The 23,394-nt window shown below is 64.8% G+C and carries 24 protein-coding genes; 17 read left to right on the forward strand and 7 right to left on the reverse strand.

The window, feature by feature from the left end; genetic code table 11:
- Positions 1-153: 153 nt before the first annotated feature.
- From BRX37_RS26940 to BRX37_RS24090, 4 genes are all read right to left on the reverse strand, one after another.
- Positions 154-318 carry a hypothetical protein gene (locus tag BRX37_RS26940; protein ID WP_164522525.1) on the reverse strand — a complete coding sequence of 55 codons (165 nt, stop codon included), beginning with the start codon at positions 316-318 and terminating at the stop codon, positions 154-156.
- A gap of 84 nt (positions 319-402) precedes the next feature.
- Positions 403-639 (reverse strand): hypothetical protein, encoded by a 237-nt coding sequence (locus BRX37_RS24080; RefSeq protein ID WP_037492224.1) that lies wholly within the window; start codon positions 637-639, stop codon positions 403-405.
- A gap of 644 nt (positions 640-1,283) precedes the next feature.
- Complete coding sequence (locus BRX37_RS24085; protein WP_125989892.1) at positions 1,284-1,532, reverse strand: hypothetical protein; 249 nt, start codon at positions 1,530-1,532, stop codon at positions 1,284-1,286.
- A gap of 45 nt (positions 1,533-1,577) precedes the next feature.
- Positions 1,578-1,826, reverse strand: coding sequence for a hypothetical protein (locus BRX37_RS24090; protein WP_125989894.1), 249 nt, complete (start codon positions 1,824-1,826; stop codon positions 1,578-1,580).
- Positions 1,827-2,107: 281 nt separating this feature from the next.
- On the opposite strand from BRX37_RS24090, the gene BRX37_RS24095 reads away from it, so the two are divergent.
- From BRX37_RS24095 to BRX37_RS24140, 10 genes are all read left to right on the forward strand, one after another.
- Positions 2,108-2,758: an RBBP9/YdeN family alpha/beta hydrolase gene (locus tag BRX37_RS24095; protein WP_206434217.1), complete on the forward strand. Its 651-nt coding sequence runs from the start codon at positions 2,108-2,110 to the stop codon at positions 2,756-2,758.
- A 246-nt stretch (positions 2,759-3,004) separates the two neighbouring features.
- Positions 3,005-4,438: a succinylglutamate-semialdehyde dehydrogenase gene (gene astD / locus BRX37_RS24100; RefSeq protein ID WP_125989898.1), complete on the forward strand. Its 1,434-nt coding sequence runs from the start codon at positions 3,005-3,007 to the stop codon at positions 4,436-4,438.
- Between the two features lie 88 nt (positions 4,439-4,526).
- Positions 4,527-5,315 carry a uroporphyrinogen-III C-methyltransferase gene (gene cobA, locus BRX37_RS24105; protein ID WP_037507985.1) on the forward strand — a complete coding sequence of 263 codons (789 nt, stop codon included), beginning with the start codon at positions 4,527-4,529 and terminating at the stop codon, positions 5,313-5,315.
- Positions 5,312-5,608: a DUF2849 domain-containing protein gene (locus tag BRX37_RS24110; RefSeq protein ID WP_004212225.1), complete on the forward strand. Its 297-nt coding sequence runs from the start codon at positions 5,312-5,314 to the stop codon at positions 5,606-5,608. The genes cobA and BRX37_RS24110 overlap by 4 nt, the downstream gene beginning before the upstream one ends.
- A gap of 1 nt (position 5,609) precedes the next feature.
- Positions 5,610-7,241: a nitrite/sulfite reductase gene (locus tag BRX37_RS24115; RefSeq protein ID WP_125989900.1), complete on the forward strand. Its 1,632-nt coding sequence runs from the start codon at positions 5,610-5,612 to the stop codon at positions 7,239-7,241.
- On the forward strand, positions 7,234-7,674 hold the full coding sequence (locus tag BRX37_RS24120) for a DUF934 domain-containing protein (protein ID WP_004212223.1): 441 nt from the start codon (positions 7,234-7,236) through the stop codon (positions 7,672-7,674). The genes BRX37_RS24115 and BRX37_RS24120 overlap by 8 nt, the downstream gene beginning before the upstream one ends.
- Positions 7,667-8,452 carry a phosphoadenylyl-sulfate reductase gene (locus BRX37_RS24125; protein WP_125989902.1) on the forward strand — a complete coding sequence of 262 codons (786 nt, stop codon included), beginning with the start codon at positions 7,667-7,669 and terminating at the stop codon, positions 8,450-8,452. The genes BRX37_RS24120 and BRX37_RS24125 overlap by 8 nt, the downstream gene beginning before the upstream one ends.
- A gap of 139 nt (positions 8,453-8,591) precedes the next feature.
- Positions 8,592-10,403 (forward strand): DUF885 domain-containing protein, encoded by a 1,812-nt coding sequence (locus BRX37_RS24130; protein WP_125989904.1) that lies wholly within the window; start codon positions 8,592-8,594, stop codon positions 10,401-10,403.
- A gap of 76 nt (positions 10,404-10,479) precedes the next feature.
- Complete coding sequence (locus tag BRX37_RS24135; RefSeq protein ID WP_125989906.1) at positions 10,480-12,369, forward strand: CocE/NonD family hydrolase; 1,890 nt, start codon at positions 10,480-10,482, stop codon at positions 12,367-12,369.
- 39 nt (positions 12,370-12,408) lie between these two features.
- On the forward strand, positions 12,409-12,804 hold the full coding sequence (locus tag BRX37_RS24140; protein ID WP_026109457.1) for an MAPEG family protein: 396 nt from the start codon (positions 12,409-12,411) through the stop codon (positions 12,802-12,804).
- A gap of 37 nt (positions 12,805-12,841) precedes the next feature.
- Here BRX37_RS24140 and BRX37_RS24145 read toward each other — a convergent pair whose 3' ends face one another.
- Positions 12,842-14,329 carry a replicative DNA helicase gene (locus tag BRX37_RS24145; protein ID WP_037520904.1) on the reverse strand — a complete coding sequence of 496 codons (1,488 nt, stop codon included), beginning with the start codon at positions 14,327-14,329 and terminating at the stop codon, positions 12,842-12,844.
- A 121-nt stretch (positions 14,330-14,450) separates the two neighbouring features.
- Here BRX37_RS24145 and BRX37_RS24150 point away from each other — a divergent pair, with 121 nt between their 5' ends.
- From BRX37_RS24150 to BRX37_RS24175, 6 genes are all read left to right on the forward strand, one after another.
- On the forward strand, positions 14,451-14,933 hold the full coding sequence (locus BRX37_RS24150) for a UPF0262 family protein (protein WP_010339983.1): 483 nt from the start codon (positions 14,451-14,453) through the stop codon (positions 14,931-14,933).
- A 64-nt stretch (positions 14,934-14,997) separates the two neighbouring features.
- A complete protein-coding gene (locus BRX37_RS24155) occupies positions 14,998-15,630 on the forward strand; it encodes a GH25 family lysozyme (protein WP_125989908.1) in 633 nt (210 codons plus the stop codon).
- Complete coding sequence (locus BRX37_RS24160; protein WP_125989910.1) at positions 15,627-16,100, forward strand: cytidine deaminase; 474 nt, start codon at positions 15,627-15,629, stop codon at positions 16,098-16,100. Before BRX37_RS24155 ends, BRX37_RS24160 begins: the two co-directional genes overlap by 4 nt.
- Before the next feature lie 7 nt (positions 16,101-16,107).
- Positions 16,108-16,662 carry a dCTP deaminase gene (gene dcd, locus BRX37_RS24165; protein ID WP_004212213.1) on the forward strand — a complete coding sequence of 185 codons (555 nt, stop codon included), beginning with the start codon at positions 16,108-16,110 and terminating at the stop codon, positions 16,660-16,662.
- Positions 16,663-16,695: 33 nt separating this feature from the next.
- A complete protein-coding gene (locus BRX37_RS24170; protein WP_125989912.1) occupies positions 16,696-17,472 on the forward strand; it encodes a metallophosphoesterase family protein in 777 nt (258 codons plus the stop codon).
- Between the two features lie 117 nt (positions 17,473-17,589).
- Positions 17,590-20,424: a TonB-dependent receptor plug domain-containing protein gene (locus BRX37_RS24175; protein WP_125989914.1), complete on the forward strand. Its 2,835-nt coding sequence runs from the start codon at positions 17,590-17,592 to the stop codon at positions 20,422-20,424.
- A 167-nt stretch (positions 20,425-20,591) separates the two neighbouring features.
- On the opposite strand, the gene BRX37_RS24180 is transcribed toward BRX37_RS24175, so the two are convergent.
- Both BRX37_RS24180 and BRX37_RS24185 read right to left on the reverse strand, forming a co-directional pair.
- Positions 20,592-21,278, reverse strand: coding sequence for an anti-sigma factor family protein (locus BRX37_RS24180; protein WP_125989916.1), 687 nt, complete (start codon positions 21,276-21,278; stop codon positions 20,592-20,594).
- A complete protein-coding gene (locus BRX37_RS24185) occupies positions 21,275-21,763 on the reverse strand; it encodes an RNA polymerase sigma factor (protein WP_125989918.1) in 489 nt (162 codons plus the stop codon). Before BRX37_RS24185 ends, BRX37_RS24180 begins: the two co-directional genes overlap by 4 nt.
- A gap of 90 nt (positions 21,764-21,853) precedes the next feature.
- Between BRX37_RS24185 and BRX37_RS24190 the strand changes: the two genes are divergently transcribed.
- The gene (locus BRX37_RS24190) at positions 21,854-23,176 is read left to right on the forward strand and encodes a S8 family serine peptidase (RefSeq protein WP_125989920.1); all 1,323 of its coding nucleotides are present in this window, start codon (positions 21,854-21,856) and stop codon (positions 23,174-23,176) included.
- The last annotated feature ends 218 nt before the right edge of the window (positions 23,177-23,394 follow it).

Below are 23,394 nucleotides of genomic sequence, written 5' to 3' on the forward strand. Positions count from 1 at the left end.
TCTTGGCCACATCCAGGCCGATCGTGGTAATCTCCATGGCGGATGGTTCCTTTGCTCGGGTTTGCCTGACAGCAAACCATCTTGGCACCTAGATGCCGTGAGCGGGAGCCATCCACCCTATCCGCTTTCAAGAACTAAACTTGGAAAAGCAGACTAAGGCTTTTGCTGCACTGCCAGTCGGTGAAGCAGCGCGGCAAGCGCCAAAGCTTCTTCGTCGCTCATTTCTACGGGGTCGCCGTGCGGATCACACGTCTTGATGTGAATGCCGCCATCGATCCACACGGAAATTCCTTCCATAGGTTCGTAAACCTGAACCACAGAGCCTCCTACTGTAAGCATTCGTCAAATTAGCGTCCGCTTGTGGTCAACGCAATTGGGGCGGTTAAAGGCCATCTCTGGTCGTCAGACGCCATGTTCTGCATCAGCTTCAGCGAGGAGGCTTTGGAGAATGGCTGCACCTTCCTCGTCTAATGGCAAGTCCACTGCCAACGCGCGGCGGCGGATGCTCTCCATTCTGGCATCGCGAAGCGCGCAGGAAGTGAAGTCGTCCCAATCCCATTTGCCACCGGTTCCGGCAAGAAACCCGCTTATCGTCTCAACAGTGTATTGCCGCTCGTCCTTCATACCGACAGCCTTCATGGAACGACCGCTATCGGGCAAGCCTATTTGCGCGTCGAGGGCCTAAAAATGGTCGTTGCCAGACCGCCTAACTCAGCTTTCCTACTCGGCCGGTCTCTGATCTACCCTTGGGCATGGATCAATCGCACGAACTTCACGCCCTCTTGCGGTCGTGCAACAATCGCCTGCTGGCGCATGGACGTCGCTTCACTGTCACCCCGCTGTCGCGTCATCGACGCGTGATGATGGCCCGATTTCCATGCTCGCGTCGCGTTACAGGCGCGCCATCAGAGCGGCGCAGAGGCGTCACCTGTGCTTTTCCCCGAAATCAGCCTCACGACACTGTGAACTTCGACTGTCGCGTCGATTTCGAGTCGGGCCCCGCCATCAATTTTCAGAAAGAATCCGGATCGGTCCGGCCAATTGCAGCGCCCCGCAGCAGCGTAACACGGAAAAAGCGTCCCGCCTTTGCCCCGGAAGGCGGGACGGGACGCTCCATCGGTCGCAGGCCGCCCCGTGATAACCATGCGCGGGCCGCGTCCGTCGAACCAACGATATGGGCAAAGGATCGTTCCCGGATTGATCGCAGCCCTGCCGCGATCCGTCGCAAAATCTGCCCCAACTGGGCAGCCTCCCGACTTCGTATCGCCGGGAGGCACTGCACCTCAGCGCCGGGCAAGCTGGACGGCCGACTTGTGGCTGATGGTCAGGCCCGCATCGGCCCAATCCTGCCTGCTGCGGCAATCGACGCGCGGCACCAGCGTGCTGGGCTGCACTTCGCGGAAGCAATAGCGGTCGGTCTTTTCTTCATAGCTAACCTTGGCATTGCCGAACTTGCCTTCGGGCTGAGCGAAGGCGGGCGCGGCGGCAGCGGTCATGGCAGCGGCAGCGGCGATGATGGCGATGGTCTTCATGAGCAAATTCCTTCCCTGATTTTGATGGATCGGTGGAGCCGGCGTTCAGCGCTGGGCCAACTGGACGGCCGGCTTGCGGCTGATGGTCAGGCCCGCGTCGGCCCAGTCCTGCTTGCTGCGGCAATCGACCAGCGGGATGCGCGAATTGGCGCGCGTTTCGCGGAAGCAGTAGCGGTCGGTCTTTTCTTCATAGCTGACCTTGGCGTTGCCAAACTTGCCTTCCGGCTGGGCGAAGGCCGGCGCGGCAGCAACGGTCATGGCGGCGGCAGCGGCGATGATGGCGATGGTCTTCATGAGCAAATTCCTTCCCTGAAATCTCGTTCCGCGACCCCGATCGGGTCGTGCCAGGAGCATTGCAGGGGCCGTGCCAATTTGCCGAAAGCCCGGAAAATCGCGCTTCAGTTCGCGCAAATCACATTTACTGCACGAAAATTACGCCCATAGTCGGTAACATATTTTTATATTTGGTATTTTTCGCGCAATGCAATCCACCGCAGCTTCGCCACGCATCAGCAAAGCTTTATTGTCAATCAAATCAGTAGTGATAAAATCGCCCCATAGATTTGGAGGTGCAGATGACGATTCACACCCTGTCGGACGACCAGACCCCCACCATCCTGACCGTCCCCGGCCTGATGAACAGCGGTCCGGGCCATTGGCAAAGCCTTTGGGAAAAGGCGCTTCCCGACTGCCATCGGGTCGAACTGGGCAGCTGGGACGCGCCCCATCGCAATGCCTGGATCACCAATCTGGGCCATGCCATCGCCCAGGTTGACGGACCGGTGATCCTGGCCGCGCACAGCCTTGGCTGCCATGCGGTCGCCTGGTGGGCAGCGTTCGAAACCGGACAGTTGCGGGACAAGGTGGCCGGCGCCCTGCTGGTGGCGCCGCCGGAAGTGGACAGCGGCGCGGTCGACCGCCGCCTCGTCGGCTTCGGCCCCACGCCCAAGGGGCTACTCCCCTTCCCCTCGATCGTCGTTGCCAGCCGCAACGATCCCTATATCGACTTTGCCAGCGCCCGGCGGCTGGCCCAATTCTGGGGCAGCCAGTTCGCCGACGCGGGCGAAAGCGGCCATATCAACGCCGCGTCGGATCTGGGCGAATGGAATTTCGGCCAGTTCCTGCTCCACCGCCTGACCGATCGGACGGCGCCGGCCGATCTTGCCGCGGTTCGCAACGAAGAAGCCCGGCGCAGCGCCGAAATGTCGATCCGCTACGGCTTCTGATCGCCGCTCACAGGCGGCCGCGCTGTCCTATTCGACGGCAGGATGATACAGGCTCGATCCGGCATGGGCGCCCAGCCCGGCCGGATCGACCCAGCATCATAAAATTTCCAACTTCGGTTCTTAAATGTCCAAATATGCGGGAAATATGGGAAGTTAAGCGGAACATTTCCTATTGGCCGAACGTAGAAGAGCGCCCTCCATGCCCCGCTCTTCCTTCGTTAACCATTTTCGGTCATATCCTGCACCATGTCCGCCGCGCTGACGTCCCATGAACCCGCGACCGGCGCCCTGCTATGGCAGGGCGAAAGCGGCGACGTGGACGATATCGTCGCCCGCGCCCGCTCCGGCTGGCCGCGCTGGGCCGCACAGCCGGTCGCCTTCCGCATCGAAACGCTGCGCCGCTTCGTCAATGTCGTGCGCGCCCATGAGGAAGAACTGGCCGACCTGATCGCCCGCGAAACCGGAAAGCCGCTATGGGATGCCCGGACCGAGGTGACGGCGGTCATGGCCAAGATCGACACATCGGTCGCCGCCTATTCCGAACGCACCGGCCAGCGCCGGCTGGAGGCCAATCTGGGCGCCCGCCAGTCGGTGCGGCACAAGCCCCATGGCGTGATGGCGGTGCTTGGCCCCTATAATTTTCCGGCCCACCTGCCCAATGGCCACATCATCCCCGCGCTGCTGGCGGGCAATGCCGTCATCTTCAAGCCATCGGAAAAGACCCCGGCGGTCGGCGAGATGCTGGTGCGCTTCTATCATGAGGCGGGCGTACCGACCGATGCCGTCCAGTTGCTGCTCGGCGGCGCGGAGGAAGGCAAGGCGCTCGCCGCCCATGCCGATGTCGCGGGCATATTGTTCACCGGATCGGCCCAGACCGGCATCGCCATCAACCGCCAGTTCGCGACCCAGCCAGGCAAGATCCTCGCGCTCGAAATGGGCGGCAACAATCCGCTGGTCGTCTGGGACACGCCGGAAATCGGCGCCGCCGCCGCGCTGGTCATCCAGTCCGCCTTCCTGTCGAGCGGCCAGCGCTGCACTGCCGCCAGCCGGCTGATCGTGCGCGACGCCATGGCCGATAGCCTGATAGCGGAGGTCAAGAAGCTCGCCGACCGGCTGATCGTCGACCATCCCCATGCCGATCCGCAGCCCTATATGGGGCCGGTCATCGACAATCCGACCGCCGATGGCCTGACCGAAAGCTTCCTCTATCTGATGAGCCATGGCGGCCGGCCGATCAAGCATATGGTCCGGCCGCAAAAAGGGCTGCCCTTCCTGACGCCCGCGATCATCGACGTGACCGCGATGCAGGAACGGCCCGATGTCGAGCTGTTCGGCCCGCTGCTCCAGATCGTGCGCGTGCCCGATTTCGAAACCGCCATCGCCGAAGCCAATAGCAGCCGCTACGGCCTGTCCGCCTCGCTGGTTGGCGGCAGTCCCGAACAATATGCGCAATTCTGGGGCAATGTCCGCGCCGGCGTGATCAACTGGAACCGGCCCACAAATGGCGCGTCGGGCACCGCCCCGTTCGGCGGCGTCGGCGTATCCGGCAACCACCGCCCCAGCGCCTATTATGCCGCCGATTATTGCGCCTATCCGGTCGCCTCCGCCGAGATCGAACAGCCCCGCGCCACCATCGGCATCGGCCTCAAGGACATCGACGTGAGCGCCATGGGCGATTGACAACCCGGCTACTGGACAAAACTTTTCCTAAGCCCCTCCATATCCATTCTGAATTGAAACTCCGCCGCCCTTTCGCCATGTGGCGAGCATGGCTGACATTGCACCTGCTACCGTCCACCTGGTGGGCGCGGGACCGGGCGACCCGGAACTGCTGACCATCAAGGCCGTGCGCCTGATCCGCGACGCGCGCCTGATCGTGCATGACGGGCTGGTGTCCGACGACATATTGGCGCTGGCCGGGCCGCAGACCGAACTGGTCTCGGTCGCCAAGCAGCGCAGCCGCCACTCCATGCCGCAGGAGGCGATCAACGCCCTGCTGGTCCGCTTTGCCCTGGCCGGTGAGCCGGTCGTCCGCCTGAAGGGCGGCGACCCCTTCATCTTCGGCCGTGGTGGCGAGGAAGTCGACGCCTGCCGCGCCGCCGGCGTCCCGGTAGAGGTCGTGCCGGGGATCAGCGCCGCAATCGGCGCCGCCGCCCAGGCGCAACTGCCGCTGACCCATCGCGAAGCGTCGAGCGCGGTCAGCTTCGTCGCCGGCCAGTGCAAGGGCCTTACCGATCAGGATTGGTCGGGCCTTGCGGGAAAAGGCCGCACGCTCGTCATCTATATGGGCGTCGCGACCGCCGCCGACATCGCCGACAAGCTGATGGCCGACGGCGTGTCGCCGGCAATCCCGGTCGCGGTGCTGGAAAATGGTACGCGCACCAATATGCGCAGCCTGCGCACCCTGCTCGCCGATCTGGGCGACATGGTGGCGCGTGAAGAAGTCAAAAGCCCGGCCCTGATCGTGGTCGGCGACGTGGCAGCCCATGCCCTGGCACGCGATGTGCTGGCGGACTGGGCGGCAAAAGGGGAGAGTATTTCGGAGATGCGTTCGTGAAGATCCTGACGGGCAATGATCTGGTGACCGGCGATGTCATCTGGTGGGCCGGCGATGGCTGGTCGCGCCAGGTCGGCGACAGCGCCGATGTCGGCGAACAGGGTGATGACCTCGCCCGCACCGAGGAAGCGGCGCTGCGCGTGGTCGGCGCCTATGTGATCGACGCGACCGTCACCGACGAGGGCGTGCGCCCGGCCCATATCAAGGACCGCATTCGCGCCCTTGGCCCCACGGTGCGCCCCGACCTCAATTTGAAACCGAATGACGCCGACGCCGGCAACTGGGTGATCTGACATGTATCGCTACGACAGCTACGACCAGTCCATCGTCGACGCCCGCGTCGATGAATTTCGCGACCAGGTGCAGCGCCGCCTGACCGGCGCGCTGACCGAGGATCAGTTCAAGCCGCTGCGGCTGATGAACGGCCTCTATCTTCAGCTTCACGCCTATATGCTGCGCGTCGCCATCCCCTATGGCACGCTCAGCGGCAAGCAGATGCGCAAGCTGGGCGAGATCGCGGCGAAGTACGACAAGGGCTATGGCCACTTCACCACGCGCCAGAACCTGCAATATAACTGGATCAAGCTGGCCGATGCGCCCGACATCCTCGCCGAACTGGCGACGGTGGAGATGCACGCCATCCAGACGAGCGGCAACTGCATCCGCAACATCAGTTCCGACCAATATGCCGGCGTTAGCGCCGACGAGGTGGCGGACCCCCGCCCCTGGGCCGAGCTGCTGCGCCAATGGTCGAGCTTCCACCCGGAATTCACTTACCTGCCGCGCAAGTTCAAGATTTGCGTGATTGCCAGCGACGACGATCGCGCGGCGATGCGCCTGCACGATATCGGCCTGAAGCTGGTGTCGAAGGATGGCATCATCGGCGCCGAAGTCTATGCCGGCGGCGGCATGGGCCGCACCCCGATGGTCGCGCCGCAGATCAGGGATTTCGTGGCCGAAGAGGAGATCATCTCCTATCTGGAAGCCTGCCTGCGCGTCTATAATCGCTACGGTCGCCGCGACAACAAGTACAAGGCCCGGATCAAGATCCTGGTCCATGAGATCGGCGTCGAGGAATATAAGCGCCAGGTCGAAGAAGAGTTCGCCCATATGCGCGAACTGGGCCTCAACCCGCCGACCGAGGAACTGGACCGCATCCGCGCCTTCTTCGCCAACCCGGCCTATGAAACGGGCCTGAGCGAAGAGATCGACCGTGCCGATCCGGCCTTCGCCCTGTGGGTCGACCGTCAGGTCGCGGCCCACAAGCAGCCCGGCTATGCGATCGTCAATATCAGTCTGAAGCCGCTGACCGGCATTCCGGGCGATGCTTCGGCCGAACAGATCGAACTGGTCGCCTCGCTAGCCGAGCAATATTCGCTCGACGAACTGCGCGTCACCCATGCGCAGAATCTCGTTCTGCCGCATGTGAAGAAGACCGACCTGCCCGCTATCTGGCAGCAGTTGGAGGAAGCGGGTCTGGCCGAGGCCAATCTCGACCTCATCACCGACATCATCGCCTGCCCCGGCCTCGACTATTGCGCGCTGGCCAATGCCCGCTCGATCCCGCTGGCACAGAAGATCGCGCAGCGCTTCGCCGACAATGCGCGTCAGGCCGAACTTGGCGAGCTGAAGCTCAAGATTTCGGGCTGCATCAATGCCTGCGGCCACCATCATGCAGGCCATATCGGCATTTTGGGCGTCGACCGGAAGGGCGTGGAGAATTTCCAGCTGCTGCTCGGCGGATCGGGGGCGGAGGACGCCTCGCTCGGCCAGATCACCGGACCCGGTTTCTCCGAAGACGGCGTGGTCGACGCGATCGAGAAGGTCACCGACATCTATCTGGCCGAACGCACCGACGGGGAGCGCTTCCTCGACACCTATCGCCGCATCGGCATGAAGCCCTTCAAGGAGGCGATCTATGGTTGAGTTCCTCTCCTTCCGCGACGGTGAGGCCGCACAGGAGCCGGCTGTCACGGTCGAATCCTTCACCGGCCAGTCCAACGCCACCGCCGTCCGCATCGAGCCGGGCGAGGATGCGCGCGAACTGCTGCCGCATCTCGATCGCCTCTCGCTGGTCGAGGTGAATTTCCCCGCCTATGGCGACGGGCGCGGCTATTCGGCCGCGCGCATCCTGCGGGAATCGGGCTATCAGGGCGAATTGCGCGCCGTGGGCGACGTGCTGGTCGACCAGATCAACGCCATGCGCCGCTGCGGCTTCGACAGTTTCCACCCCGCCAAAGCCCTGGATGACGCCGCCGTGGAGCGTGCGCTCACCCGCTATGCCGACGTCTATCAGAAGACGATCGATGGCCGTCAGCCCGTCTGGGCGAAACGGCATCCGGAGAAAATTGATGGCTGAACCTGCCCGCCAGATCGATGTGATCCATGCCCGCCCCGTCTTTACCCAGGGGGATGCCGATGCGCTCAACGCGCGTTTCGAGGGCGTCGATACGCTGACCATGCTCAAGACCGTGTTCGCGGAAGGCCTCGCCGGCAATGTCGGCGTCGTCTCCTCCTTCGGCACGGAAAGCGCGGTGCTGCTCGATCTGGTGGCCAAGGCCGACAAGGCCATCCCGGTGATCTTCGTCGACACGCAGAAGATGTTCGCCGAGACGCTCAACTATCGCGACACGCTGGTCGCCCGGCTGGGCTTCACCAACAGCAGCGTGGTCGCGCCCGACGCGGCGGTGCTGGCCAAGAAGGACGAAACCGGCCTGCGCTGGTCCTATGACCCCGACGGCTGCTGCGAAATCCGCAAGGTCGAGCCGATGAAGCGCGCCAAGGCGAGCCTGGACGCCTGGATTTCGGGCCGCAAGGCGTTCCAGTCGGTGACGCGCCAGAACCTGCCGCGCTTCGAAGTCGAGGACGGCCGACTGAAGATCAATCCGCTGGGCGACTGGACCAAGACCGATCTGGAGGCCTATTTCGAGGCCGAACAACTGCCCCGCCATCCGCTGGAGGCACAGGGCTATCTGTCGATCGGCTGCGAACCCTGCACGTCCAAGGTTCTGCCGGGCGAAGACCCGCGCGCCGGTCGCTGGCGCGGCTGGGACAAGGTGGAGTGCGGCATCCATTCGCCGGTGACGCCGATCCCCGTCATCGATCCGGAAGACCCGGCAAACCTGCCCGCCTTCTGATCGCACCGGGCGCCCTGCGGGGCGCCCGTCCCTTATCTTATTGTAACATTGCGTAACAAGCGCGGGCGCGCGCTGGACCTGTCGTGTCAGCAGCGCAATACACTCCCCCCTTTCCAACGGGACTTAAGGGAGTCGCCCCATGGATCGTCGTCAATTTCTGCTTTCCTCGGGCGCGGTCGCGCTCGCCACCGCCGCGCCACGCGCCCTGGCCCAGGCGGCCGGCGCCGATGATGCCCGCCTGTCGGCCGCCTTCGCCACCACCTTCGAGCGCCAGCTCGACCTGTCGCCCGCCATGGTCACCAGCCTCGGCCTCGACAAGGGCGCCCGTTCCGCCGCCAAGAGCCAGCTCGACGACAACAGCAAGTCCGGCACCATGAAGAAGCTGGCCGCCACCCAGGCCGCGATCAAGGAGTTCAAGGGCTATGAGGGCGCCGCCCTGTCGGATGCGCAGCGCCTGAACCTGGAGGTCATCCTCTATTCGCTCGACCAGCAGACGGTCGCGCCGGCCAAGTTCGGCCTCAACAGCGTCCAACGCCCCTATCGCATCTTTCAGCAGGGCGGCAGCTATTTCCAGACGCCCGATTTCCTGAACACCGCGCACACCATCAACAATGCCGGTGATTGCGAGGCCTATGTCGCCCGGCTCGAGGCCTTTGCCCGGAACCTGCGGACCGACACCGCGCTGCAGCGGGACGAGGCCGCGCGCGGCTATCTCGCGCCCGGCTGGTCGCTCGACCTGACGCTTGGCCAGATGAAGAAGCTGCGCGGCCAGCCCGCCGCGACCAGCAGCCTGGTCCAGTCGCTGGCGAAGCGCGCCGCGGCCAAGGGTGTGACCGGCGACTGGCAGGCACAGGCCGCCGCGATCGTCGAAAAGTCGATCTATCCCGCGCTCGACGAACAGATCGCCGCGATCGAGACATTGAAGCCCAAGACCGCCGCCGGCGACGGCGTATGGCGTACCCCGCGCGGCGACGAAATCTATGCTGCCGCCCTCAAGCAGGCAACCACCACCGACCTTAGCGCCGACCAGATCCACGCCATGGGGCTGGAGCAGGTCGCCGACATCAGCGCCAAGCTGGACGTGATCCTGAACGGCGCCGGCTTCACCAAGGGCAGCGTCGGCGAGAAGCTCGCCGCGCTCAATGTCGACCCGGCCCAGCTTTATGCCGACAGCCCGGACGGCCGCGCCGCCCTGCTTGCCCAGCTCAACCGCGATCTCGACGCGATGAAGGCGAAGCTGCCCCAGGCGTTCACGACCATCCCCAACACGCCTCTCGAAATCCGCGCGGTGCCGGTCGAGATCCAGGATGGCGCCTCCAACGGCTATTATAACCGCGCCGCGCTCGACGGCTCGCGCCCGGCCATCTACTTCATCAACCTGAAGGATGTCGGCGACTGGCCGAAATATGGCCTGCCCGCCCTCACCTATCATGAAGGCGTGCCCGGCCATCATCTCCAGATCTCGACCGCGCAGACCGCCGGTGACGTGCCGATGCTGCGCAAGGTCGCCTTCATGAGCGCCTATAGCGAAGGCTGGGCGCTCTATGCCGAGCAACTGGCCGACGAACTGGGCGGCTATGCGACGCCGATCGACCGCGCCGGTTACCTCCAGTCCTTCCTGTTCCGCGCCGCCCGCCTGGTGGTCGACACCGGCATCCATTCCAAGCAGTGGAGCGTCAAGCAGGCGACCGATTACATGGTCGAGAAGACCGGTTTTGCCCGCCCCCGCTGCCAGCGCGAAGTCGAGCGCTACTGCACCCAGCCGGGCCAGGCGACCAGCTACAAGGTCGGCCATGGCAGCTGGACCAAGGCCCGCGAAAAGGCGCAGGCGCTGCTGGGCGACAGGTTCGATATCAAGCAGTTCCACGCCGTTCTTGAGGAAGGCGCGATGCCGCTTTCGATCCTGGAAAAGCGGATCGAGGATCGCGCCCGCGCCCTCGCGCAGGGCTGACAAAGGGCAAGCGGGTCCGGCCTTCCCTCAAGGCCGGACCCGTTGCATGATTACAAAAGAACAAAGGGGTATCGCCATGCTTCGTGCCGCACAGATTTCCGCTGCCGCCCTGATGATCGCTGCGCTCGCCGCGCCGATCGCCGCCCAGACCGATCCGATGACCCCGGACAAGGTCGATGTCTATGATCCGGCCCGGCCGCAGGCGGACTATGTGCGCAAGGAAGTGATGATCCCGATGCGCGACGGGGTGAAGCTGTTCACCGTCATCGTCATGCGCAAGGGCACGCGCCACGGCCCGATCCTGCTGACCCGCACCCCCTATGATGCGGGCAAGGCGACCAGCCGCAACCGCAGCCAGAGGATCGAGGAAATCCTGCCGGTCATGGACGCCGATTTCGTCAATGACGGCTATATCCGCGTCTATCAGGACGTGCGCGGCCTGCACGGGTCGGAGGGCGACTATGTCATGACCCGCCCGCTGCGTGGACCGCTCAACAAGACCGACGTCGACAACAGCACCGACGCCTATGACACGATCGACTGGCTGGTGAAGAATGTGCCGGAAACCAACGGCAAGGTTGCGATCACCGGCTCCTCCTATCCCGGCTTCACCTCGCTGATGGCGCTGATCGATCCACACCCTGCGCTGAAGGCCGCCGTGCCGCAGAGCCCGATGGTCGACGGCTGGATGGGCGACGACTGGTTCCACAATGGCGCCTTCCGCAATTTCGGTTTCGGCTACAGCCTGTCGCAGACCGCCAAGAAGGGCGGCGGCGCGATCCCGATGGGCAATGGCGACGAATATACCACGATGCTGAACGCCGGATCGGCCGGCGACTTCGCTCGCGCCTATGGCCTCGACGCATTCCCCTCGGTGCGCAAGCTGCTCGAACATCCGGCCTATGATGCCTATTGGCAGGAACAGGCGGTCGACAAGCTGCTGGCCAAGCGCACCCTGACCGTGCCGACCATGCTGGTCGTGGGCCAATGGGACCAAGAAGACAGCTATGGCGCCCCGGCGGTCTACAAGGCGCTGGAACCGCAGGACAAGAAGAATGACATGGTCAGCCTGGTGATCGGCCCGTGGCGCCATAGCGGCGTCAATTATGAGGGCCGGAGCCTCGGCGATCTGCAGTTCGAGGGCGATACCGGCCGCCAGTTCCGGGTTGGCACGATGAAGCCCTTCCTCGATCATTATCTCAAGGACAATCCCCCTGCCGGTTACACCATGCCCGGCTCGCTCACCTACGCAACCGGCATCGACAAATGGGAAACCCGCGCCAAATGGCCGGGCGGCACGCCGACCCCGCTGTATCTCGGCGCCAGTTACAGCCTGTCCTGGGCCAAGCCGGCAGCGGCGGGCAGCGACTCCTATGTCTCCGACCCGGCCAAGCCGGTGCCTTATCTGCCCCGCCCGATCCACCAGGACCAGAATGAGGCCTGGCGCACCTGGCTGGTGAAGGACCAGCGTTTCGTCGATGGCCGCCCCGATGTGCTGACCTATGTGACGCCGGCGCTGGACAAGGACGTCCATATCGCCGGCCAGCCGATGGTCGACCTGTTCGCCGCCACCAGTGGCACCGACAGCGACTGGGTCGTGAAGCTGATCGACGTCTATCCGGAGGAAAACACCGCCAATCCGGTCATGGCCGGATATGAACTGCCGATCGGCATCGACATTTTCCGGGGCCGCTACGCCCATGGCTTCGACAAGCCGCAGGCGCTGACGCCGGGCAAGGCGGAAAATTACAAGTTCGGCCTTCCGAACGTGAACCATGTGTTCAAGCCGGGCCATCGCATCATGGTGCAGATCCAGTCCAGCCTGTTCCCGGTCTATGACCGCAACCCGCAGACCTATGTGCCCTCGATCTTCGACGCGAAGCCGGGCGACTACAAGCCGGCGACCCAGAGCGTGCAATATGGCGCGGCGGGCGCCAGCGCGATATGGTTGCCGATCGTCAAATAAGCGGATGGCATGGCGCCGCCGCGATCAAGGGAGGGCATGATGGCGGTTGAACTGAAGATCCTGGCCTGGGCCTGCGTCCTACTGCTGGTCCATATCTTCGCGGCGGCGCATCTCAAGACGAAACAATATGGCCTGAAATGGAATACCGGGGCGCGGGACGAAAACCTGCCCCCGCTCGATCCGGTCGGCGGCCGGCTGGTCCGCGCCCAGGCCAATTTCCTGGAAACCTTCCCGATCGCGATCATCGTCCTGTTCGGCGTGGTGGTGGCCGGCCGCACCAGCGAATGGACGGCGATCGGCGGCTGGCTCTGGCTGGGGTCCCGCGCCCTCTATCTGCCGCTCTATGGGCTGGGCGTGCCAGTGGTCCGCTCGCTCGCCTATCTCGCCAGCATGATCGGCCTGTGCATCGTCTTCAAGGCGTTCGTCGCCGGCTGAACCGGGTGGCGGCGGACATATCCGCCGCCATGCCCGCTTATTCGAGGTCTTCGAGGTAAGAGCTGCCCTCAGCCAGATCCGAGAAGCGGGTGATCTTGGCGTCGAACTTCATGCGGATACGGCCGGTCGAACCGTGACGCTGCTTGGCGACGATCACTTCGGCCAGGCCGTAGATGCGCTCCATCTCCTGCACCCATTCCTGATGCTCGGGGCCTTCCTTGTTGCCCGGTTCCTTGGCGGCGACATAATAATCCTCGCGGAACACGAACCAGACCATGTCCGCGTCCTGCTCGATCGAGCCCGATTCGCGAAGGTCGGACAGCTGCGGACGCTTGTCCTCGCGCTGTTCCACCGCACGGCTGAGCTGCGACAGCGCCAGCACGGGGACATGAAGTTCCTTCGCCAACGTCTTCAAACCACGGGAAATTTCCGAAATTTCGTTGACGCGGCTATCACCCGCCTTGCCGCTGCCCTGCAGCAGCTGGAGATAATCGACGACGATGAAGCCGACATCATGACGGCGCTTCAGGCGACGGGCACGGGTCCGCAGCGCCGCGATCGTCAGGCCCGGCGTATCGTCGATGAACAGCGGCAGTTCCTGCAGGTCGCGCGCGGCGCGCGACAGGTTCTGGAAGTCCGCCCGGCTGATCTTGCCCATGCGGAGCGCTTCGCCGCTGATCCCCGACTGTTCGGCCAGAACGCGGGTCGCGAGCTGGTCGGCCGACATTTCGAGGCTGAAGAAGGCGGTCTTGGCGCCCATATTCTTTTCCGGCGGAATGCCGTCGCTATGGTCGCGCAGCCAGCGCGACGCCGCATTATAGGCGATATTGGTCGCCAGCGACGTCTTGCCCATGCCCGGACGACCGGCCAGGATCATCAAGTCGGAATTGTGCAGACCACCGATCTTCTCGTTGAGGCTGTTGATGCCGGTGGTGATACCCGACACATGGCCGCCGCTGTTGAGCGCACGTTCAGCCACCTGTACCGCCATGGTGGAGGCCGAAAGGAAGCTCTTGACCGACCCACTCTCGCCCTCGCCTTCCGACACTTTGTAAAGCGCGACTTCGGCCAGCTCAATCTGCTCGCGCGGATTCACATCCTCACTGGTATCCAGAGCATTATCAACAAGTTCTCTACCGACGTTCACAAGCTGACGAAGTAGGGCAAGGTCATAGATCTGGGTCGCGAAGTCGCGCGCACCCAGCAGCGCCGCGCCGCTGCCGGTAAGCTGCGCCAGATAGGCCGCGCCGCCCAGCTCCTTGAGCGCCGGATCCTGTTCCAGCATCGGCTTGAGCGTCACCGGATTGGCGATCATGTCGCGCTCGATCAGGCGCATCACCGCCTCATAGATACGGCCATGCAGTGGCTCGAAGAAATGTTCGGGCTTGAGCTTGAGCTGCACATCCTCCGCGATGCGGTTGTCAATCATCAGCGCGCCGAGCAGCGCAGCTTCCGCTTCGACGTTGCGCGGCAGTTCCAGCCCGCCCTCTTCGGGAGCGGCATTGAGTTTCACGAGTTCGACCATGGGCCCTCATCGCGCCACGACGCGGGTCGCGCAAGGGCGAAGGTTGAAACAACCGCATCTCCCCCGCCACAAGTCCCGCTTGCTTTTCGTGGCCCGCCGCCGCACTGACAGCAGACCCGCCATGGCCGATCCGCGCATCATAGACATCAAGCTCGACGAGCGCACCATCTTGTGGCGCAACGCGGATGTCGAGCAGGAACGGCGCATCGCCATTTTCGACCTGCTGGAGGACAATCATTTCGCGCCCGAGCGCGTCCATGCCGACGGCTATGCCGGCCCCTACAAGGTGGTACTGCGGGTCGAGGAGGGGCGCCTGGTCATCGAGATCAATCGCGCGGACGACAGCCCGCTGGAGGCGATCATCCTGGGCCTGGGTCGTTTTCGCCGACCGATCCGCGAATATTTCGCGATCTGCGACAGTTACTATCAGGCGATCAGCAATGCGTCGCCCGCGCAGATCGAAACCGTCGACATGGCCCGGCGGGGCATTCACAACGACGCAGCGGACATGCTGAAGGAGCGGCTGGAGGGGAAGATCGCGGTCGATTTCGACACCGCGCGCCGCCTGTTCACACTTATCTGCGTCCTGCACATCAAGGGGTAATATCATCGGGCGTTTGACTTTGGGGGGCTTACTGGTCCGCTTGGGGGCGGTTCTGGCAATCATCATGGTGCTGGGTTCGGCACTGTGGATCTATGCACGCGGATGGGCTCCGAACCGTGACGAATATCCGACCCAGGGCGTATCGGTGACATCCGACACCGGCCTGGTCGAATGGGGCACGCTGGCGGCGCAGGGGGCGGACTTCGCCTATATTCGCGCGGCCAGGGGCGCCAGCCTGCGCGACCCGTTGTTCGCCGCCAACTGGCGCGGCGCGCGTGGTGCGGGCATGCGCTATGGCGCGGCGCTGGACTATAGCCTGTGCGCCAAGGCCGTCGACCAGGCCACTCAGTTCATGACCACCGTGCCGCGCGACAATGCCGCCCTGCCCCCGGTCATCCGGCTGGGGTTCGATCCGTCCTGCACCACGCGGCCGGGCCGCGATCAGGTATTGTCGGAACTCAACACGCTGGTCAATCTGGTCGAAAGCCATGCCGGCAAGCCCGCCCTGCTCAACATCAGCGCCGATTTCGATGCCCAATATGACATTGCCAGCGGCATCAACCGGACCTTGTGGGTCGACGGCAATTTCTTCGCGCCCGATTATGCCAAACGGCCCTGGGTGATGTGGACAGCCAGCGACATGCGGCATATCGACGGCGTCGACGGTCCGATCAGATGGGATGTGGTGGCACCATGAGTGCAGAAGACAAGAATATCGCCGCGCTGGTCGCGGCAGCACGCGGCGCGCTGGCCCATGCCCATGCGCCCTACAGCCGCTTTGCCGTGGGCGCCGCCGTGCGCCTGATCGATGGCAGCATCGTCACCGGCAGCAATTTCGAAAATGCGAGCTATGGCCTGTCGCTCTGCGCCGAAACCGTCGCGCTGGCGACCGTCAACGCGCAGGGCCGTCTGGCCGATGTCACCGAGATCGCGGTCGTCGGCGGCGGCATGGCGGCGGACGGCAGCGTCGGCGGCGAGGCGATCGTCAGCCCCTGTGGCCGATGCCGCCAGGTCATCAACGAGGCCGAACAGATGGCCGGCCGCACCCTGGCCATCTATTGCGTCGCGCCCGAAGGTGACGGCCTGGTCGAACATCGCGTTGCCGACCTGTTGCCCCACGCCTTCGGCCCGGCCGACCTTGGCATCACCCCTGCACAGAAGAGCTGACAGACCCATGTCCATCCTTTCCGACCGCTGGATCCGCAAGCAGGCCCAGTCGAACCGCATGATCGAGCCGTTCGTGGAGAATCAGCGCCGTGATGGCTGCATCAGCTATGGCCTGTCCTCCTATGGCTATGACGCGCGCGTCGCAGACGAGTTCAAGATCTTCACCAATGTCGACAGCGCCGTGGTCGATCCCAAGGATTTCGCCGCCAACAGCTTCGTCGACCGCAAGACCGACGTCTGCATCATCCCGCCCAACAGCTTCGCCCTCGCCCGCACGGTCGAATATTTCCGCGTGCCGCGCGACGTGCTGGTGATCTGCCTTGGCAAATCCACCTATGCCCGTTGCGGCATCATCGTGAACGTCACGCCGCTGGAACCGGGCTGGGAAGGCCATGTGACGCTGGAATTTTCCAATACCACGCCGCTGCCCGCCAAGATCTACGCCAATGAAGGCGCCTGCCAGTTCCTGTTCCTGCAGGGCAACGAGCCTTGCGAGGTCAGCTATGCCGACCGGGCCGGAAAATATATGGGACAGCAGGGCGTGACATTGCCGCGCCTGTGACGCTGTGGCAGCATCGCGGGCCATGAAGCGCACATGGCCCTCCCGATGCTGAAATTCCTGCGCCGATCCGATGACCGGGACGCGATGCCCCCCAGCGTGGGGGATGACTGGCGCATCTATGCGATCGGCGACATTCATGGCCGGCTCGACCTGCTCGACCAGCTGCTCGGCATGCTGGTGGCCGACAATGCGCTGCGCCCGGACCGGCAACGGCGGCTGATCCTGCTCGGCGACCTGATCGATCGCGGACCACATTCGGCCCAGGTGATCGAACGGGTCCGGGCGCTGCACGGATCGGGCAGCAATATCGGCCTGATCAAGGGCAATCATGAAGAGATTTTCATCATGGCCGCGCGTGGCGATCAGGGCGCGGTCGGTTTCTTCCGGCGGATCGGCGGCATGGAAACGCTCGCCAGCTACGGCCTGCCGCTTTCGCTGAGCGCCGACATGGATGATGGGGCGATCGCCCACTGGATGATGAACTATATTCCGCGCGCGGATGTCGATTTCCTCGACAGCTTCGTCGATCATCTGACGGTCGGCGACTATCTGTTCGTCCATGCCGGCATCCGCCCCAGGGTGCCGATCGCCGAGCAGCGACCGTCCGATCTGCGCGGGATACGCGGCGATTTCCTCAACCATGGCGGGCGGCATGACAAGATGGTGGTCCATGGCCACAGCATCACGCCCGAGGTCGAAAATCTGGCCAATCGCATCGGCATCGACACCGGGGCCTATTATTCCGGCCGGCTGACCGCGATCGGCCTGGAGGGCGCGGATCGCTGGTTCCTGCAGACCGGCGAGACCTGAGCCCTTCCTGAGCGACAGCCATGACATGGCGCTTTTGTTGCCGGTCCATGGCGGATCGCCCGCCATATTTCGTTCCCATGACCAACGGCAAAAATGCCGATCAGCAGGGGACATATCATGCAGAAACGCCATGTTCTGGCGGGGCTTTCGCTCGCCACATGCCTTGTTGTGCCGACCCAACTGCTTGCCGCCCCTGCGCCGGACACCAGCCTGTCGCAGCGGCACAAATTCTCCATTCCGTCGCAGCCCCTGAGCGGCGCGCTGCGGGCGCTGTCGGCGCAGGCCGGCATTCGCATCCTGTTCCCCTATGATGAAGTCGCCAATATCCGCAGCCGCCGGGTCGAAGGATGGCTGAGCACCGACGACGCGCTCAGCCAGTTGCTGGCCGGCACCGAATTGCGCCGATCCCCGGCCGGCGCCGGCGTCATCGCCCTCGTCACCCCGCCCAATCGCAGCGCGGTGCGCCGTCGCCCACTGGCGATCCAGTTCGCGCAGGCGAGCGGCACGGCGACGCTCGATAGCCTCGCCATGGCGCCTGCGCCGGAACCGGCCGCCGAATCCGCGCCCATCATCGTCACCGGCACCCGCCAGACGACCCGCACCGTCGCCGAAAGCCTGGCGCCGATCGACGTACTGGGCGAAAAGGATCTGGAAGCGAGCGGCAAGCAGTCGGTGCGCGACCTGCTCGGCACGCTGGTGCCGTCGATCAATGTGTCGAACAACGGCGCCGGCGCCAGTTGGGCGGTGCGTACCCTGTCGCTGCGCGGCCTAGGCGGCGACCAGTTGCTGGTGCTGGTCAACGGCAAGCGGCGGCACAATACCGCCACCCTGTTCATCAACGGGTCGGTCCAGAATGGCCAGTCGCCGCCGGATCTGGACCTGATCCCCGGCAACGCGATCCAGCGGATCGAGGTGCTGCGCGACGGCGCATCGGCCCAATATGGGTCGGATGCGATCGCCGGCGTGGTCAACATCATCCTGAAGAACGACACGCAGGGCGGCGCGGCGCTGACCATGGGCAGCACTGCCGACAATGGCGGCTGGCAGGGTCGCTGGCAGATCGACAAGGGCTTCGCGATCGGGCCGGACGGCGGCTATATCCACCTGTCGGGCGAAGGCGTGCTGCAGGACAATACGGTGGTCAACAGCAGCCCGATCACCAGCAATCCCTTCTACCCCACCGGCGACGCACGCAATGCCGACCCGGACCGCATCCGCGCCAGATATGGCCAGCCGCAGGTGATCGGCGGCAATGCCAGCTATGACGCGATGATGCCGGTCGGCGGCGACATGGAGCTGTACAGCTTCGGCACCTATTCCAAACGGCATGCGGCCGGCTGGCTGACCTATCGCAATCCGGCGGCGCTCAACAACATCCTGGAGATTTACCCGGAGGGCTATATCCCGCGCATCCATGTCTATGACGAGGATTTTCAGGTCGCCGGCGGCCTGCGCGGCGAGATTGGCGGCGGCATCCATGTCGACCTGTCGACCAGCTATGCGCAGGACGAGGTCAAATATGCGCAGACCACCTCGCTCAACCCCTCCATGGGGCCGGCCAGCCCGACCCATTTCTATCTGGGCAAGATCCGCTTCGACGAATGGACCAGCAATCTCGACTTCAGCAAGGAGCTCGACATCGGCCTCGCCGGGCCGCTGTCGGTCGCGGTTGGCGCCGAATATAAGAAGAACAAGTTCCTGATCGGTCCGGGCGACCCGGAATCCTATATCGATGGCGGCTATGTTTCGCCGGCCGGCAGCTGGCTCGCGGGGGCGACGCGGACCGGGGTCGGGTCGCAGGGCGTCACCGGCTTCCTGCCGGAAGGATCGGGTAGCTGGAGCCGCGACAACTGGAGCGCCTATATCAATCTGGAAGGCCAGATCGTCGAGGGGCTGGAGTTCGGCCTTGCCGGACGGCACGAGGATTATTCCGACTTCGGTACCACCGATACCGGCAAGGCGTCGCTGCGCATCGAGCCGTTTCGCGGCTTTGCCATTCGCGGCACCGCCAGCACCGGCTTTCGCGCGCCGACGCTGCAGCAACAACATTATGCCTCCTCCTCCACGATCAACGTCACCGTCAACGGCGTGAACCAGCTGCTGCCGGTGCAGGCGCTGCCGGTCGATGGCGTCGCCGCGCGGGCGCTGGGGGCGCAGCCGCTGAAGCCCGAGAAGTCGACCAACTTTTCCGCCGGCATCGTCCTGACCCCGGCCCCCAATTTCAACGTCACGGTCGATGCCTATCAGATCAAGGTCAGGGACCGCATCCTGCTGTCCGAAACGCTGAGCGGCCCGGTGGTCATGGATGCGCTGGCGGCGGCTGGCATCCAGGGCATTGCCGGCGGCCTCATCTTCTCCAACGCGGCCGACACGCGCACCCGCGGCCTCGACATCGTCAGCACCTATCGAGCGGGGCTGGGCGACCTTGGCACCGCGACGATCAGCCTGTCGGCCAATTTCAACAAGACCATCTTCACCCATATCGACCCGGTCCCCGACGAGATCGCCGCATCCGGGCTGGTGCTGATCGGCCGGGCGAAGCAGGGCGACCTTTCCGAAGGCACGCCGCGCGACAAGCTGATCGGCAACATCCTGTGGGAAAAGGGCGATTTCAACCTGAACCTGCGCGCCACCCGCTATGGCAAAATCTATCAGCGGGCGAGCGCCGCCGTCTATCATACCGAGGATTTCCAAAGCTGCACCGCCAACAGCCCCGGCTGCCTCTATGATTATGTCGATGAGAAGCTGAGCCCCAAGACGATCCTCGACCTCGAACTGGGCTACCGGCTGGCGAAGGGCGTCAAGCTGTCGGTCGGCGCCAATAATCTGCTCAACACCTATCCCAACAAATTGAAGCCCGTGAACCGGACGGCCGGCAGCCTTTACAATGCCTATGCTCCCTATGGGATCAGCGGCGGTTTCTATTATGGCCGGCTGAACCTGGAGTTCTGACGCGACAGTTGAAAGTTCACAGTGTCGTGCGACGCCAAATCAGCCATTTTTGCGACCTGGCGCGCCCGCCCCGCACCCCTGACGCGCCACCGAAGCGACAGTGACGCCACGGTGAAGCGACACTGAGGCGACATCGAAGCGACAGTCAGGCGACAGCGAAGCGGCAGTTAGCGCCAGCCGGCCGCCTGCGCTGCCCGCTCGCCCTGCGCATCGGCAGGAGCGCCGTCGATCAGGCCGTCGATGGTGGTGAGAAGGCGCGGATCGGCCGAGGCGGCCTGGCGATATTCGCTCGTCTGGCCCTTGCCGGGCACCGCCTGCAGCAGTTGCCAGCCGGCATCGGTGCGGCAGGCAACGCCCGCCATGGCCGCGCCGTCGAAGCTGCGGCACCACCCCCCGCCCTTGCGCCGGAAGCTGAGGCCGATGCGGACCGGGCCATCCTCCCCGGCCGAGGCCAATTGGCTGTCGAGCGCGGTGGCGAGCGGTCCCTGTGCCAGCATCGCGCCATCCCTGATCGCAATCGGCCCATCCGGCCCGCCCGACATATGGCCGATGCCAAGACCCAGCAGCAGGCTGGCGGCGATCGCGCCGCCCGTAACCCAACTCCAGCGCCGCGAGGCGCGCGCGATCGGCACCACCGTCGGCGGCACCAGCATCGCCTGCATCGACGCAGGCACATCCTCCTGCGCGATCGGCGCGAAATGGCCGGCCAGCCGCGCGCGCAACCGGCGATGCTGCTCCAGCCGGGCGGCCAGCGCCGGGTCTTCCGCCACGGCGCGGTCGACCCGCCGCCGCGTCACCTCGTCCAGTTCGCCATCGACCCAGGCGATCAGCATGGCTTCGTCAATGTCGGTCATGCCGCTTCCCCCAATAGTTCGATGAGCGCGCCGCGCCCGCGCACCAGTCGCGAGGTCAGCGTGCCCATCGGTATGTTCAATATCGCAGCCGCCTCCTTGTAGGACAGCCCCTCCACCAGCACGAGGGCGATCGCCTCGCGCTGTTCGGGCGGCAATGCCTGCATCGCCCGGTCGACGTCGGACAGGGTCATGGCCTGCTCCACCGCCCTGTCGCCGGCATAGCCGACATCGGCCCCCGCCTCTTCCGGCGCGAAGGTTCTGGCGGCCCGCTGGCGGGCGCGGCCCTCATCGATCCAAAGATTGCGCATGATCCGATACATCCAGCTGTCGAGCCGCGTGCCCGGTTGCCACTGGTCGCGGGCGCGCAGCCCCTTTTCCAGTGCCGCCTGGCACAGATCGTCGCCATCGGCGCGATCATGCGACAGGCTGGCGGCAAAACGCCGCAGCCGGGGCAAAATCGCCAGCAGGTCGCGCTCGAACGACATTATGTCTCCACGATATTCTTACAGGGATGAAACGTCCCTGCCCGGCCGTTTCATCCTTCAGAAAGTCCAGCAACCGGAATTTTTTTGACGATGGACGATTTTGACGCTGAAAAGGCCTGCGATGACCGGCGGGAAGAGACAGAGATGAGATGGACGCGCCCGTTGCTGATCGCGGGGCTGTGGCTCGCAGCGCCGGGTGCGCAGGCGCAATTGCTCCCCGCCCCGGCCGCCGATGCGCTGGGGGGCGGTGCGCTGGGCGGGCTCGGCCAGCTTTTGCCCGATACGCTCGACCGACTGGGCAGCGTCGTCAACCAGAGCGGGCTGGAGCGTCTCTCGCCGGCGCGGCTGGCCGATCGGCTGGCAGCGGCGCGCGCGGCGCGGATCGACGCGCTGCTGCGCCAGCATGGCGACGCGGTCGAACTGGACGACCGGCGAGAGCCGGCGCGGCGCGGCATCATCCTGCTGACCGGGGCGGACGCGGCCGCGATCGATAAGCTGCGGGCGGCCGGCTATGGCGTGGAACGGATCGAGGCGGAGGGGATCGACATGGCGATCACCCGCCTGACCGTGCCCGACGGCCAGAGCCTGGCGCGGGCGCTGCGCAGCGTGCGCAAGATCGCTCCGCAGGCGCAGGCGAGCGCCGACAATCTCTATTTCCCGAGCGGCGCGGCTGCGGAGGGACGATCGGCTGCGCTGGCGAGCCATGGCAGTGTCGGGCGCGGCGCGGCGGGATTGATCGATGGCGGCGTGGCCGCACATCCGGCGCTGGCCGGCCCGATCGAGCAGCGCGGCTTCGTCGCCGGCGCGCCAAGGGCCAGCGCCCATGGCACGGCGGTCGCGTCGCTGATCGGCGGCAGTGGCCGCGTGCAGGGCGCAGCGCCGGGCACGCCGCTGCTGGTTGCCGATGTCTATGGCGACGATCCCGCCGGTGGCAGCAGCTTTGCCATCGTCCGCGCGCTGGGCTGGATGGCGGCGCGCGGCGCGAAGGTGGTGACGATCAGCCTGGTCGGGCCGGACAATCCCTTGCTGGCCGGGGCCATCCGGCTGGTGCGCGACAAGGGGGTGATGCTGGTCGCGGCAGTCGGCAATGACGGCCCGGCCGCCCCGCCCGCCTACCCCGCATCCTATCCGCAGGTGATCGCCGTAACCGGCGTCGACGGGCGGGACCGGTTGCTGCCCGAGGCCGGGCGCGCGGCCCATGTCGATTTCGCTGCGCCCGGCGCGGACATGATGGCCGCCGACATGGCGGGCGGCCGGGACAAGGTGCGCGGCACATCCTTTGCGGCGCCGCTCGTGGCCGGGCGGCTGATGGCTGGCGGATCGGTCGAGGCATTGCGGCGGGAGGCGAAACCCGCCCGCGGCAAGGGCTATGGCGCCGGCATATTATGCGACACCTGCAGAAATATGGATTGAATTTCCATGTCTTGCGAGAAAAATTCAGACGTTCGGGATTAAAGTGAAACGCCCCGCCGTTGTCCTGTCATCGGATCAAGATGACCAAGGAGACGGTCCATGAAGACGCAGATTATCATCGCAACCGCCTGCCTCGCGGCGCTCACCACGGCCCCCGCATCGGCCCAGTTGCTGGGCGGTGGCGGCCTGGGGCCAGATGTCGATCAGGCGACGATCCA

Source organism: Sphingomonas sp. S-NIH.Pt3_0716, from assembly GCF_003950715.1.
Taxonomy (GTDB): domain Bacteria; phylum Pseudomonadota; class Alphaproteobacteria; order Sphingomonadales; family Sphingomonadaceae; genus Sphingobium; species Sphingobium yanoikuyae_A.

Coding starts and splice junctions, on each gene's coding strand:
- BRX37_RS24080 (WP_037492224.1), bottom strand. CDS start 639: ATGAAGGCTGTCGGTATGAAGGACGAGCGGCAATACACTGTTGAGACG.
- BRX37_RS24085 (WP_125989892.1), bottom strand. CDS start 1,532: ATGAAGACCATCGCCATCATCGCCGCTGCCGCTGCCATGACCGCTGCC.
- BRX37_RS24090 (WP_125989894.1), bottom strand. CDS start 1,826: ATGAAGACCATCGCCATCATCGCCGCTGCCGCCGCCATGACCGTTGCT.
- BRX37_RS24095 (WP_206434217.1), top strand. CDS start 2,108: ATGACGATTCACACCCTGTCGGACGACCAGACCCCCACCATCCTGACC.
- astD (WP_125989898.1), top strand. CDS start 3,005: ATGTCCGCCGCGCTGACGTCCCATGAACCCGCGACCGGCGCCCTGCTA.
- cobA (WP_037507985.1), top strand. CDS start 4,527: ATGGCTGACATTGCACCTGCTACCGTCCACCTGGTGGGCGCGGGACCG.
- BRX37_RS24115 (WP_125989900.1), top strand. CDS start 5,610: ATGTATCGCTACGACAGCTACGACCAGTCCATCGTCGACGCCCGCGTC.
- BRX37_RS24120 (WP_004212223.1), top strand. CDS start 7,234: ATGGTTGAGTTCCTCTCCTTCCGCGACGGTGAGGCCGCACAGGAGCCG.
- BRX37_RS24125 (WP_125989902.1), top strand. CDS start 7,667: ATGGCTGAACCTGCCCGCCAGATCGATGTGATCCATGCCCGCCCCGTC.
- BRX37_RS24130 (WP_125989904.1), top strand. CDS start 8,592: ATGGATCGTCGTCAATTTCTGCTTTCCTCGGGCGCGGTCGCGCTCGCC.
- BRX37_RS24135 (WP_125989906.1), top strand. CDS start 10,480: ATGCTTCGTGCCGCACAGATTTCCGCTGCCGCCCTGATGATCGCTGCG.
- BRX37_RS24140 (WP_026109457.1), top strand. CDS start 12,409: ATGGCGGTTGAACTGAAGATCCTGGCCTGGGCCTGCGTCCTACTGCTG.
- BRX37_RS24145 (WP_037520904.1), bottom strand. CDS start 14,329: ATGGTCGAACTCGTGAAACTCAATGCCGCTCCCGAAGAGGGCGGGCTG.
- BRX37_RS24150 (WP_010339983.1), top strand. CDS start 14,451: ATGGCCGATCCGCGCATCATAGACATCAAGCTCGACGAGCGCACCATC.
- BRX37_RS24155 (WP_125989908.1), top strand. CDS start 14,998: ATGGTGCTGGGTTCGGCACTGTGGATCTATGCACGCGGATGGGCTCCG.
- BRX37_RS24160 (WP_125989910.1), top strand. CDS start 15,627: ATGAGTGCAGAAGACAAGAATATCGCCGCGCTGGTCGCGGCAGCACGC.
- dcd (WP_004212213.1), top strand. CDS start 16,108: ATGTCCATCCTTTCCGACCGCTGGATCCGCAAGCAGGCCCAGTCGAAC.
- BRX37_RS24170 (WP_125989912.1), top strand. CDS start 16,696: ATGGCCCTCCCGATGCTGAAATTCCTGCGCCGATCCGATGACCGGGAC.
- BRX37_RS24175 (WP_125989914.1), top strand. CDS start 17,590: ATGCAGAAACGCCATGTTCTGGCGGGGCTTTCGCTCGCCACATGCCTT.
- BRX37_RS24180 (WP_125989916.1), bottom strand. CDS start 21,278: ATGACCGACATTGACGAAGCCATGCTGATCGCCTGGGTCGATGGCGAA.
- BRX37_RS24185 (WP_125989918.1), bottom strand. CDS start 21,763: ATGTCGTTCGAGCGCGACCTGCTGGCGATTTTGCCCCGGCTGCGGCGT.
- BRX37_RS24190 (WP_125989920.1), top strand. CDS start 21,854: ATGGACGATTTTGACGCTGAAAAGGCCTGCGATGACCGGCGGGAAGAG.